Source organism: Bradyrhizobium ontarionense (assembly GCF_021088345.1).
GTDB classification, from domain to species: domain Bacteria; phylum Pseudomonadota; class Alphaproteobacteria; order Rhizobiales; family Xanthobacteraceae; genus Bradyrhizobium; species Bradyrhizobium ontarionense.
In genome coordinates, this window is record NZ_CP088156.1 from 2,540,176 (window position 1) to 2,552,818 (window position 12,643).

Below are 12,643 nucleotides of genomic sequence, written 5' to 3' on the forward strand. Positions count from 1 at the left end.
GCTTGGCATCAGCATCGGGATGCCAGGACCCTACGATTTCCTCGTGCGTGCCGCCTTGTTCGTCGGCGCGTGTCACCGCGCTGCAAGTCGATCCGCCCACCGCTTCCCTGCCTCGCGTGTCGTGACGATCGCGATACGCCCCTCGTGGCGAAGCAGGATGCGCGAGAGGATCGTTGTGATTTGCCCGACGACACAAGCCTTGTCGCATGCGACAAACTGGCACGACGGGCAGAACGCACATGGCAGCTGCGCAATCGCGCAGCCGCCACCAGGCGCCCGACATATTTACTGCTGCGGCTTCTTGGCCGGCGGACCGTTCTTGTTGCCCGGCAGGCCCTTGATGTTCGACGGGTCCTGCGCGCTCACGTCCGGATTATGGCGGTTGATCGTCGAAGACGACGAACCGACCGTGCTGGACTCGCTCGCCGTCGGCCCGTTCTTGTTGCCGGGCGCTCCCTGGATGCCCGCTCCGGAATTCTGCGCGCTCGGCGGCGTGGTGGTCTGCTGCCCGCCCTGCGCGAACGCAGACGTGGCCGAGACGACGAACGCACACGCAATCAAGCTGACGATGGGTTTCATGGCGTGACCTCCATTTGCATTGTTGTGCTGTTCGAACGTGGCGCCGTCGGACCCGTTCCCGGGAACATCGAATTTCCGAAGCAGCGGCTGCAGCAGAGGCGCGCAGGTCGTGCCCGCTTTATCGGCTTCCGCATCGCATCATGCCCCACTAGGCTCGACGTCCCACCGACCAGAGGCCTCTCATGGAATACCTGTCCACCGATCTCAGCCCGCGCGAGCGCTACAAGATCCTGACCTCCTTCGTGCTGCCGCGGCCGATCGCCTGGGTGACGACGATGGGCGAGACCGGCATCATCAACGCAGCGCCGTTCTCGTTCTTCAACGTGCTCGGCGAAGACCCGCCGCTATGCGTGTTCGCGATCAACCTGCGTCCGGACGGCCGGGTCAAGGACACGCTGGTCAACATCCGCCGCGCCGGCGAGTTCGTGGTCCATATCACCGACGAGCCGCTGGCGCAGGCGATGCACGAGACCGGCGGCGACTTTCCGCCCGACATCGGTGAACCCGATCATCTCGGGCTCAAGCTTGCACCGTCGCGCATGATCGCGGTGCCGCGGCTGGCTGACGCGCCGTTCGCGATGGAGTGCAAGACGTGGCAGCTGATCGACGTCAACGGCGATCGCGTGCTGGTGCTCGGCGAGGGCCTCGCCTTCCACATCCGCGACGAATTGTGGGACACCGAGAAGATGCGGGTCGCGATGGAGCTGTTCCACCCCGTGGGCCGCATGTTCGCCGATCGCTACTGCCGCACCAACGACCGGATGGATTTCCCGCCGGCGAAGGGCGCTGGCTGATCTCAATCACCGCCGCGCCACAGCCCGTGCGGGCAGGCCGTCAGTAGGTCGCGGCGAGATAATCGACGATCTTGCCGACGTCCGAATCGTCGATCGGCGCGCCATAGACCTTGACCATCTTGGTGACCTCCGCCTGCCAGAACTCCTTCTTGTTCTTCATCGGCGGTTGCGTGTTGATGTAATCCGCCGAGTGACAGGCCGTGCAGTTGCCCTGCACGACCTCGAGATTCGGCCCCGGCTTGAAGGCGGCCGCTTCCCGCGGAGTCTGATAGTTGACCGGGGCCGCCGTGACCGAGGCAGGGCCGCTCGCAAGCCAGCAAAGGCTGGAAGTCAGGATAACGGCGAGGAGAGACGTCCGTTGCATGGTCATGTTCCTCAGGCCACCGTGACGCGCACGGTTTCGACGACGTTGCGCAAATAACCGGCCGGGTTCCAGCGCGGCGTGTCCGGCTGCGTCTCACCGGAATTGCTGGTCGCGCGGACCTTGAGATCGCAAGCGCCGGCGGCAAGCTTCACCGGCAGCTTCCATTCGCGGAAGGAATATTTGCCGAGATCCTTGCCGAGCTTGGCATTGGTCCAGGTCTTGCCGCCGTCGGTCGAGACCGCGACCTCCTTGATGCCCGCCCCGCCGTCGAAGGCGATCCCCCGAAGCGTGATGTTGCCCGTCTTCAGCTTGGCGCCGTCGGCGACGTTGGTGATGAACGAGCGCACCGTGAAACGGTTGATCGGGATCGTTGCTTTCGGTGTGGTGCCGGGCGCGACGGAATTGTTCGGCGTATCTGGAATTCTGTAAGCCGACTTCATCCAGAAGCCGTCGAAGACGCCGTCGATCACGGTGATCTCGTTCAGGTGCTTCACCCAGTAGGTGCCGTAATAGCCGGGGACGATCAGACGCAGCGGAAAGCCGTTGAGGAACGGCAGATCATCGCCGTTCATGCCGTAGGCCAGCATCACCTCGCCGTTCATGGCATGATCCAGGTCGAGCGCCTTGACGAAGTCCGGCGTCTTGTCGATGACCGGGCCGTCCATGCCGCCGAAGGTCACCTGCCTGGCGCCGGCCTGCACGCCTGCCATTTCGAGCACGGTTTTCAGCGGCACGCCGCGCCAACGCGCATTGCCCATGGCGCCGTTGCCGAGCTGGCCGCCGGCGACACGCGGCTCGAAAAAGCCGCGGCTGTTGCCGGAGCATTGGTTGACGGCGACGATCTCGGTCGCCTTCATCTTCCGGATGTCCTTGAGCGACAGCTTGAGCGGCTTGTCGACCTTGCCCTTGACATCCAGGGTGAACTTGTCGGGATCGAGATCGTAGGGCAGGCCCGCCAAGTGATAGCGGACGAAGAACGCATTGTTCGGCGTGATCGGGCCGTCGTTGAACACCGCAAACGGTGTCTCGAGCTGTGGCGGCCGGCTGGTCAGACCGATCATCGGCCGCTTCTGCGGATATTTCACCAGCGGCCGTTCGCCGTTGGCAAAGGGCAGCGTCACGACGTCCTCAGCCAGTGCGACGGTGCTGCCAAAGCCGCTCAGCAGCGCCGCAACGCCTGCTCCCTTGAGCAGGTCGCGTCTGTCAATCATGGTACTCCCTCCGGAGTGTTCGTTCTGGACATGCGGTCATCACCGCAAGCCTGGCTCAGTAGATGGTCTCGGCTTCCGGCACCGGCCACCGCTCCGGATCGATCGTTGCACGATTCTCTCGCTGCGAGAAACGGTGCGATGCCGGTCCCGCCGCGCGCCGTCGCCACGATCCGGGAAATCGTCGGGTGGGCAAAGCGACGCCGTCAGGCGACGCGTCCCCACCAACGGTTCCGGCGAGTGAGGACGGTGGGCACGGCGCGTCGGACAGCTGGGTACGCCAGCGACGACTTGGGCGCGCCTTTGCCCACCCTACGCGAGCAGCTACGCGCCCTGCCCGATCTTGTCCTGCGTTTTCGTATCGAAATCGCTGGCGTCGTGGCGCTCGTGCAGCTGGCTCTTCGGATCACCCGAGACGCGGTTGACCATGCGGCCGCGCTTGACGGCGGGGCGCTGCGCGATCTGGTCGGTCCAACGCTGCACGTTCTTGTAGTCCTGCACCGAGAGGAACTCGCCGCCCTCGTAGAGCAGCCCTTTCGACAGCGCACCGTACCACGGCCACACCGCAATGTCGGCGATGGTGTAGTCGGGGCCCGCGAGATATTCGCTCTCGGCGAGACGGCGGTCGAGCACGTCGAGCTGGCGCTTCACCTCCATCGCGAAGCGGTCGATCGCATATTCGATCTTGGTCGGCGCATAGGCATAGAAATGGCCGAAGCCGCCGCCGAGATAGGGCGCGGCGCCCATCTGCCAGAACAGCCAGGACAGGCATTCGGCGCGCTTGGCCGGCTCGGTCGGCAGCAACGCACCGAACTTCTCGGCGAGATGGACCAGGATCGCGCCGGACTCGAACACGCGGATCGGCTCTGGCCCACTGCGGTCCAGCAGCGCTGGAATCTTCGAGTTCGGATTGATCGCGACAAAGCCCGAGCCGAACTGATCGCCCTCGCCGATGCGGATCAGCCAGGCGTCATACTCAGCACCGGTGTGCCCGAGCGCCAAAAGCTCCTCCAGCATCACGGTGACCTTCACGCCGTTCGGCGTCCCCAGAGAATAAAGCTGCAAGGGATGACGGCCGACAGGCAATTCCTTCTCATGCGTCGGCCCCGCGATCGGCCGGTTGATGTTGGCGAAGCGGCCGCCGCTCGCCTTGTTCCAGGTCCAGACCTTCGGCGGCGTATAGCTGTTCTGTTCGGACAATTGAGCCTCCGGCATGTGCGGCAAAGGACCAACGTTCTAGGCGCATATGCCGTTGAGCGGAAGCCATCCCGAACGCGGGCGGCGCCCGCATTTTCTGCATTGCGCGGTCGAACCTGCGATGACAGAACGGAGACAAGATAACAATGATGGTCCGTCACGGGCCGCTCTTCGGAAACGCCCATGACAGCGCCCATGATTGCAAGTCCCCCGCCCGCGGATCGCATTCCCGTCATCGTCGGCGTCGGCGAGATCGTCGATCGCCCCCGGGACGTCGTCGACGGGCTTGAGCCGCTGGCGCTGCTCGAACAGGCCGTCCGTCGCGCGGAAATCGACGCGGGAGCCAAGCTGATCCACGACCTGGGCTCGCTCGACGTCGTCAACTTCCTGAGCTGGCGCTATTGCGATCCCGAACTGCTGCTGGCCCAGCGTCTCGGCATCCGCCCGGCGCATTGCCACTATGGCCCGGTCGGCGGCGAGAGCCCGATCCGCTTCCTGCACGAAGCGGCGTTGCGCATCGCGCGCGGCGAATGCGACGTCGCCGTGGTCTGCGGCGCCGAGGCGCAGTCGAGCGCGACCAAGGCCGAGCGCGCCGGTGTGACATTGCCCTGGACGCCGTTTGCCCATGACGTCGAAGAGCCGAAGCGCGGCGCCGCGTTCCAGAAGCCGTTGGCCGTGAAGCTCGGCGTGTTTCGCCCGGTCTCTGTCTATCCGTTCTACGAGGTCGCGAGCTCCGCCCAATGGGGCCAGACGCCGCGGCAGGCGCTCGCCGAATCCGGCGAGCTGTGGTCGCGCTATTCGGCCGTCGCGGCCTACAATCCGAATGCCTGGCTGAAGCGGCACTTTGCGCCCGACGAGATCACGACGCCATCGGCCGACAACCGCCCGATCGCCTGGCCCTACACCAAGCTGATGGTCGCCAATCCCATGGTCAACATGGGCGCCGCGCTGATCCTGACCAGCCTCGCGCGGGCACGGACCGCCGGCATTGCCGACAGCCGCATGATCTACCCGCTCGGCGGCGCCGCGGCCGAGGACCCGCGCGATTATCTCACGCGCGACCAGTTCGCCGAGAGCCATCCGCAGAACGCCGTGCTGCAGGCGGCGATGGATCTCGTCGGCGGCAAGGGCGCGGCATTCGACGTCATCGAGCTCTACAGCTGCTTTCCCTGCGTGCCCAAGATGGCGCGGCGAACCCTTGGGCTCGGTCCCGACGTCGAGCCGACGGTGACCGGCGGGCTGACCTTCTTCGGCGCGCCGCTCAACACCTACATGACGCATGCCGCCTGCGCGATGGTGCGGCGGCTGCGCGGCGGTGGCGCGACGCGCGGCCTGCTCTACGGCCAGGGCGGCTTCGTCACCAAGCATCATGCCCTCGTCATCTCGCGCGAGCCGCCGCGATCGTCCTTGTCACAGGATGTCAGCGTCCAGGCGGAGGCCGATCGCACGCGCACGAAAGCGCCCGAGTTCGTCAGCGAGGCCGGCGGCAACGGCAAGGCCGAAAGCTTCACCGCACTCTTCGATCGCGCCGGCGCGGTCGAGCATGGCGTCGTCATGCTGCGCACCGAGCAGGGCGCGCGCACGCTGGCGCGCGTGCCCGCGCATGACGAAGCCACGCTGACGCGGCTGATGGATCTTGACAAGACGCCGGTGGGCGCGCGCGGCGCCATCACCATGGCCGCCGACGGCGTGCCGGAATGGCGTGCAAATTGAACCTCGATGCGATTGCGATGGAACGTTCTAACGAGTTGCGCCGTCGGGCAGAGCTCACACCTCCCTCGCCTCGCGCTGCCAACGCGCATAAGCCGCGTCCCAGCCAGGATCAGTGTCGGCCGGGAAGCCCAGCGTCCGGCCGCCGCCGAGGTCACGAAAGCCGATCATGGCGCGGCGATGCGCGCCGCTGCGGACATAGGCGCGCATGCTGGCCTCGTCGGTCCACACCGTCAGCGTGTGATAGATCCCGGCAAGCGGGCGTAGCTCGACGCGCAGGTTTCCGGGGGCCGTGCGCGCCTGGCGCACCGCGCGCAACGTATGCCACCAGAACCGCGCCAAGCGAAGCATGCCGCTGCGCGGGCGAAAGCCGGTGATTGAGACGTAAACGCTCATGGCGCGCTCCTGTATCGCGGTCCGCGCGCAGCGGAGCGACCGCGGACAGCCGGCAGCACAATGATGCTCGACGCGTCTTGGATGTCGGAATGCCCTCACACCGCTGGGAACGTCTCAGCGCCCGGCCGCCTTGGGAGCCGCCTTGGGAGCCGCCTTGGGCGCCGCCTCAGGGGGCAGCGTGCCGGTGGTATCCACGCCGGACTGGCGCGGCCGCGCATTATCGCCGGCCAGCTGCTGCTCGCGCTTGTGCTCGAGCGCCTCGTCACGACGGACCGTCGCGGTCGCCAGCCCCGGGTCGAGCTTGAGCGCCTGGTTGAAATCGGCGAGCGCGCGGTCGTAGCTTCCCTTCGCGAGCCAGACCGCGCCACGATCGCTATACAGCTCGGCATCGCTGAAGCTCATCCTCACCGCGCGATCGAGATCGACCAGCGCCTCGTCGAGCTCGCCCTTCTGCTGAAGCGCCAGGGCACGATCGTGAAACAGCGCGGGGTTGTTCGGATCCAGCCGGATCGCCCGCTCGTAGTCCGCCAGCGCACGGTCCCACCGGCCCCTGCGGCCCAGGTCCCTGGCACGATAGCGATAGACGTCCGCATTTCTGGGCGCGAGCCGGACCGCCTCGTCGAAGTCGGCGATGGCGCGATCGAGATCGCCCTGCTGGCTGCGTTCCAGCGCCCGCTTCAGGAAGGATGCGGCGGTCGTCGGCTCGATTGCCGCGGCGGGAGCTCCACCAGCAGCAACGTCGCCAGCTGGTTGCGCCCCCTGACCGCGCGACGTGGCCGGCGGGGCGCCTGGGCGTGCCGTGCTGACTGCGTCCCGGGAGGGAGACACCGCGGTTGCCTCAGGGCCGCGGTCCCACGGCTCGGATCGCGGCGGCGGCGACGGCCGCAGTACGATCGAGCGCGTCGCCGGCGGTTTGCTCATCCAATCACCGAGCGATGGCAGCAGCACGATCTCGAGCCCGATCAGGATCGCGCTCAGCACTGCGGTCGCCGCCGTGAACTGCAGGATCGCATCCCATCGTTCACCGCGGAGCCGCTTGCGCTCGAAGGTGAGATGGGCGTCGTACTCGGCGCGCAGGTCCGTGTCGCGCAGCACCTTGTAGGCGACGATGATCATCTTGAGCGTGTGATCCGCCGCCGCGTCGCCGCCGCCCGTGAGATCGGGATGGTGCGCCTTCGCGGCCTGCCGGAAGGCCCGCTTGATGGTGTCGAGATCGGCACGCGGCGAAACGCCGAGCACCTCGTAATGTGTCTTCATGGCGCGGCCCCGCGACCTCCTCCCGAGATCAATGCGGGATCACGCCGGAAGCAGGTCGAGCGCATAATGGGCGCCATCGCGAACGAGCCGGCCAAATCCAGGCCAGGGAAAATGCGAACCGCAGATCAGCATCCTGTCCGCCACCACCCGGTCGAGCAATCTGCGACGGCTCACCTCGGCGGCAGGGCCGTCCTGGTCATACACGCCGTGCCATCCGGGATGACTTAGGCAGAACGCAGGCACGTAGGCCGTGTCCCCCGAAATCATCAGCTGATCCTGGCCGGAGCTGAGATGAAAGGCGGTGTGCCCCGGCGTATGGCCGGCAACGCTGACGAAGCGGATCCCGGGCACCACCTCGTCCTCACCCGCGACCGGCAGCACGTTTTTCCAGGACGGGATCACGCCCTGGATGCGCCGGGCCAGCGACTGCCGCCAGGACGGCAGGCGGCTGGTCTGCGACGCATCGGTCCACCAGTTGTATTCAGCTGCCGCCACGATGATCTCGGCGTCGGGAAATACGGGCGCATTGGTATCTTCGCCGAGCAGTCCGAAAATGTGATCAGGATGGAAATGCGAGATCAGGATGGTGTCGATGTCGTGCGGACGAATGCCGGCCGCCTTCAGATTGTCCAGCATCCGGCCCGATACGAAGATGGAATCGGAATTGTAGCCCTGCACCTGTCCGCCGCCGCCGGCGTCGCACAGCACGGTCTTGCCCTTCAGTCGCACCACGAAGGTCGAGATCGGGATGGGGACGAACGCGGAAGTGAGGCCCGCCGCGCGCAGCGCCTCCTTGGTGTCGCTGATACCAGCATTGCTGAAGAAGCCCGCCTCGTGCGGCTTCTCCCACACACCGTCGTAGAGCGCGATGACCTCCGCCTCGCCGATCATGATCCGGCGATAGCCCCGCTCAGGATCCTCAGTGCGGCGGCGCGGCTTGGCGGCAACGACGGCCAGGCTCGCATCGAGGCCGAAGGCGGCCGCAGCCGTCGCCGCCGACAGCACCAAGGTCCTGCGCGAAGGTTCGCACGCCATCAAATCGCCCGTCACCTATCGTACCGCTGGTTGAACAAGCACCAGATGCAATTAAATATTTGCACCTTAGCGGGATTATGGCGTGACGGCGGTCTTTGTGGTCGGAGAGACGCATTGTCGGTGATAGTTGCAACGAGCCCACAGGATGAGGCTCATCGCTGACCGATCGCCTCCGCTACCGACCGGGCCGCACTCCGGTGGGCGTCTGATAGGACGGCGTCCTGCAACGACGACGGCTGCCAATCGAACCGGAGTCGTTCAGTTATCGCACGCGATGAACCTGCCCTGGCCTCCGCCCGCTTCGTGGCCCTCCCCACAGGGATAGGGATCAGGCGGCGCGAACCGATTGCAGGAAACGGCCGACTTCCTGCTTGAGGCGATTGCTGTCGCCCGAGAGCTGGCGGGCCGCCGTGAGCACGTGGTTCGACGTGTCTCCGGTCTCGCTGGCGCCGCGCTGGACATCGGAGATGTTGGAGGACACCTGCTGCGTGCCGGTCGCAGCGTGCTGGATGTTGCGCGAGATTTCGGCGGTCGCGGCGCCCTGCTCCTCGACCGCCGCCGCCACCGTCGATGCGATCTCCGAGAGGCGCTCGATCGTTGTCGAGATCTCCCTGATCGCGCCGACCGATTCCTGCGTCGCCGCCTGGATGCCGGAAATCTGCTGGCCGATCTCGCCGGTCGCCTTGCCGGTCTGCTCGGCTAGCGCCTTGACCTCGGAGGCCACGACCGCGAAGCCGCGGCCCGCTTCACCGGCCCGCGCGGCCTCGATGGTTGCGTTGAGCGCCAACAGATTGGTCTGGCCGGCGATAGTGTTGATCAGCTCGACGACGTCGCCGATGCGGGTCGCCGCCTTCGACAGTTCGCCGACCCGGTCATTGGTCCGGCGCGCCTGCTCGACCGCATCGGACGCGATGCGCGCCGATTCCTGCACCTGCCGGCTGATCTCCCGGACCGAAGACGTCAGCTCTTCGGTGGCAGAGGCGACCGCCTGAACGTTCGCCGAGGCCTCTTCCGACGCCGCCGCGACGGTGGTCGAGAGCTCCTGCCCCCGCGTCGCGGTGCTGGATAGCGAATTGGCCGAGCTCTCGAGTTCGCTCGAGGCCGAGGAGACGGTCTCGACGATGTTTCCGACGGCGCCCTCGAAGCCGTCGGCGAGCTTCGACATCTCCTGCTTGCGCTGGACGGCGGCGCGCCGTTCCTGCTCGATGAGCTCCCTGGCATTGAAGCGCACCATCGTCTGTACGGTCTGCAGGTTGCGCAGGGCGCGGCCGATCTCGTCGTCACGCGCGATGTGCACACGCGTGTCGAGCTTGCCCTGCGTGATGTTCTCCATCGTTTCGTTGACATGGCCGATCGGACCGATGATGGCGTTCATTGTGCGCGAGCCGGTCAGGCCGCAGAGGATGATGCCGACAGCCGCAATCCCCGCCGCGGTCATGCCGCCGGGCCCGCCCTCGCCGAACGAGATCACGCCGAGCGTGATCAGCAATACAGTCTGCAGCGCAAGCAGCGTGCGCAGCCTTGCCGCGATCGTTCCGGTGAATATCGAGAGATGGTCGAACACCGAGCGGCGGCGGATGATGCCATCATCGATCTTGTAGCCGTGCGACTTGTTTTCGCGGATCGCAGCGTAGACCTGCTCGGCCTCGGCACGCTGGTCGGAAGGCAGCTTGGTGCGTACCGAGGTATAGCCGACAACCTGGCCGTCCTTGCGGATCGGCGATGCGGTCGCCAGGACCCAGTAGTAGTCGCCGTTCTTGCGCCGGTTCTTCACCGCGCCAACCCAGGGGCGACCCGCCTTCAGCGTGGTCCAGAGATTGTCGAACGCTTCCGGCGGCATGTCCGGATGACGCACGATGTTGTGCGGCTGCCCCATCAGCTCGGCTTCGGTGAAGCCTGCGGCGTCGATGAAGTCCTTATTGAAGAAGGTCAGCTTGCCCTTGGCGTCGGTCTTCGACACGATGAGGGTGTCATCCGTGATCGGATATTCGACGTTGGTGATGGGCAGGTTCTTGCGCATGGCGCGACCTTCGATGCGGGAGGAAAAGCGTTGGCGGTCATGCCCTCATTGGCATGCCTAACTTTGCAGCAAGTGATGCATACAAGATCGCAGATGCCGATTAACCCAAGATAAAGTCCCGCACCCGCGGAAGTACGGGACATATCGCTTGTGAGTTGGAGTTGCATCGCAGCGCGCGGCATTGCGGCCTTGCAACCGACATAAGCCGCAAAACGATACAACCATGTTGGATGCGCATCTTGACGCGAGCCGGACCAGTGGCGGGATGCCCCGCCGCAAAAAATATATAGAACGACAATGAAGAGGGGCGCGGCCTGACGGCCGCGCCCCGATGTCATCCAGACTGTGCTGCGGTCAGGCCGCGCGCACCGTATCGAGGAAGCGGACGACCTCGAGCTTGAGCCGGTTGCTGTCGCCGGACAGCATCTGCGCCGCCGAGAGCACCTGCGAGGAGGCCGAGCCGGTCTCACTGGCGCCGCGCTGCACCTCGGCGATGTTGGACGACACCTGCTGGGTGCCGATCGACGCCTGCTGGATGTTGCGCGAGATTTCCTGGGTCGCCGCGCCTTGCTCCTCCACGGCGGCCGCGATGGCCGAGGAGATTTCCGACAACTTCTCGATGGTGCCGGAGATCTCTCTGATAGCACCGACCGACTCCTGCGTCGCACCCTGGATGCTGCCGATCTGCTGGCCGATCTCGCCGGTGGCCTTGGCCGTCTGCTCGGCCAGCGCCTTGACCTCGGAGGCAACGACCGCGAAGCCGCGGCCAGCCTCGCCGGCACGCGCCGCCTCGATGGTCGCATTCAGCGCCAGCAGATTGGTCTGGCCGGCAATCGTGTTGATCAGCTCGACGACGTCGCCGATGCGGGTCGCAGCCTTCGACAATTCGCTGACCCGCTCATTGGTCCGCCGCGCCTGTTCGACCGCTTCGCTGGCCATGCGCGCGGACTCCTGCACCTGCCGGCTGATTTCGGAGACCGATGAGGACATTTCCTCGGTCGCGGAGGCGACCGATTGCACGTTGGTCGAGGCCTCCTCGGAGGCGGCAGCCACAGTGGTCGCGAGCGTCTGCGAGCGGCTCGCAGTGGACGTCAGCGTCGTCGCCGAGGCTTCGAGCTCGGTCGATGCCGACGACACGGTGTGGACGATCTCTCCGACGGCGGATTCGAAGCCATCGGCCATCCTGTGCATCTCGGCCCGGCGCTTCTCGGCGACGAGCTTGTCCATCGCGATCTTGGCCTCGGCCTCCTGCTGAGCCTTCTCGGCCAGCATCAGCTTGATGGCATTGACGGCATGCGCCGTATCGCCGATCTCATCGCCGCGGCCTTCGCCGGAGATCGCGACCTCCTCGCCCTTGGCCATCCGCTGCAGCACGGCCACCAGTGCCCGCATCGGCCTGGCGATGCCGTACTGACCGATCACGAAGCCGAGCGACAATCCGAGCGCGATGCCGATACTGGCTACGATGATCAGCATGCGCGAGGTCTGTTCGTACTGCTCCTCCGCGGCCTTGGCGAGGTTCTCGACACGTGCGTTCAACCTGTCCGCGACATCCCGGATCTTGAACTGGAGCTTCTCGGAATTGGCGCGGCTCTTCATCGCCGAGTCGCGCATCTTCTCGGTCTGCTCGGTGATCTGCATGTCCTTGGCGGCGGCGATGGTGCGGAACGTCTCCTCCATGCCCTTGACGTACTCATCATAGAGGACGCGAACATCAGGGATCATCGCCCGCGCCTGGTCGTCCTTGGTCTTGGCGACCTCCTCCAGACGCTCGGCAAACTGCTTACGCTGCTCCTCGATTACCTTCAGAGCCGCCTCGCGGTTGTCGGAATGCGGGTCCAGCGCGGCGCGGAATTCGGCGCGGTTCAGCGCGATCACGTTCTGATTGGCGCGTGCGGCGAGCAGGGCCCGGTTGGCTGCGGACTTCATGAGGACCGCACCTTCGGCAACCGTCTCCAGGGCGCCGATTGCGAACCAGCTGATCGTGGCGGCCACCGCCGCCATCAGCAGGACGATTGCGAGGATTTTGGTAAGCACGCGAAAGCGGGACAGCAGCGACATCGATGGCCTCGTCGATTGCCGG

At 65.8% G+C, this 12,643-nt stretch carries 11 protein-coding genes; 2 read left to right on the top strand and 9 right to left on the bottom strand.

Annotated elements, in window-relative coordinates; translation table 11 throughout:
- Positions 1–285: 285 nt before the first annotated feature.
- On the bottom strand, positions 286–579 hold the full coding sequence (locus LQG66_RS11520; RefSeq protein ID WP_231326341.1) for a hypothetical protein: 294 nt from the start codon (positions 577–579) through the stop codon (positions 286–288).
- A 182-nt stretch (positions 580–761) separates the two neighbouring features.
- Between LQG66_RS11520 and LQG66_RS11525 the strand changes: the two genes are divergently transcribed.
- Positions 762–1,373, top strand: coding sequence for a flavin reductase family protein (locus LQG66_RS11525; protein ID WP_231326342.1), 612 nt, complete (start codon positions 762–764; stop codon positions 1,371–1,373).
- Positions 1,374–1,413: 40 nt separating this feature from the next.
- Here LQG66_RS11525 and sorB read toward each other — a convergent pair whose 3' ends face one another.
- The 3 genes from sorB to yghU form a co-directional block, all read right to left on the bottom strand.
- Complete coding sequence (gene sorB, locus LQG66_RS11530; RefSeq protein ID WP_231326343.1) at positions 1,414–1,737, bottom strand: SorB family sulfite dehydrogenase c-type cytochrome subunit; 324 nt, start codon at positions 1,735–1,737, stop codon at positions 1,414–1,416.
- Positions 1,738–1,748: 11 nt separating this feature from the next.
- On the bottom strand, positions 1,749–2,948 hold the full coding sequence (gene sorA / locus LQG66_RS11535; protein WP_231326344.1) for a SorA family sulfite dehydrogenase catalytic subunit: 1,200 nt from the start codon (positions 2,946–2,948) through the stop codon (positions 1,749–1,751).
- A gap of 321 nt (positions 2,949–3,269) precedes the next feature.
- The gene (gene yghU, locus LQG66_RS11540) at positions 3,270–4,145 is read right to left on the bottom strand and encodes a glutathione-dependent disulfide-bond oxidoreductase (protein WP_231326345.1); all 876 of its coding nucleotides are present in this window, start codon (positions 4,143–4,145) and stop codon (positions 3,270–3,272) included.
- A 180-nt stretch (positions 4,146–4,325) separates the two neighbouring features.
- On the opposite strand from yghU, the gene LQG66_RS11545 reads away from it, so the two are divergent.
- The gene (locus LQG66_RS11545) at positions 4,326–5,855 is read left to right on the top strand and encodes an acetyl-CoA acetyltransferase (protein WP_425601307.1); all 1,530 of its coding nucleotides are present in this window, start codon (positions 4,326–4,328) and stop codon (positions 5,853–5,855) included.
- Positions 5,856–5,909: 54 nt separating this feature from the next.
- Here the strand turns inward: LQG66_RS11545 and LQG66_RS11550 are convergent, their stop codons facing one another.
- The 5 genes from LQG66_RS11550 to LQG66_RS11570 form a co-directional block, all read right to left on the bottom strand.
- Entirely contained in the window at positions 5,910–6,248 is a 339-nt protein-coding gene (locus LQG66_RS11550) for an antibiotic biosynthesis monooxygenase (RefSeq protein ID WP_231326346.1), read from the bottom strand.
- A gap of 114 nt (positions 6,249–6,362) precedes the next feature.
- A complete protein-coding gene (locus LQG66_RS11555; RefSeq protein ID WP_231326347.1) occupies positions 6,363–7,505 on the bottom strand; it encodes a J domain-containing protein in 1,143 nt (380 codons plus the stop codon).
- A 39-nt stretch (positions 7,506–7,544) separates the two neighbouring features.
- Positions 7,545–8,540, bottom strand: coding sequence for an MBL fold metallo-hydrolase (locus LQG66_RS11560; RefSeq protein ID WP_231326348.1), 996 nt, complete (start codon positions 8,538–8,540; stop codon positions 7,545–7,547).
- 328 nt (positions 8,541–8,868) lie between these two features.
- Positions 8,869–10,560, bottom strand: coding sequence for a methyl-accepting chemotaxis protein (locus tag LQG66_RS11565; protein WP_231326349.1), 1,692 nt, complete (start codon positions 10,558–10,560; stop codon positions 8,869–8,871).
- A gap of 354 nt (positions 10,561–10,914) precedes the next feature.
- Positions 10,915–12,621, bottom strand: coding sequence for a methyl-accepting chemotaxis protein (locus tag LQG66_RS11570; protein WP_231326350.1), 1,707 nt, complete (start codon positions 12,619–12,621; stop codon positions 10,915–10,917).
- Positions 12,622–12,643: the final 22 nt, after the last annotated feature.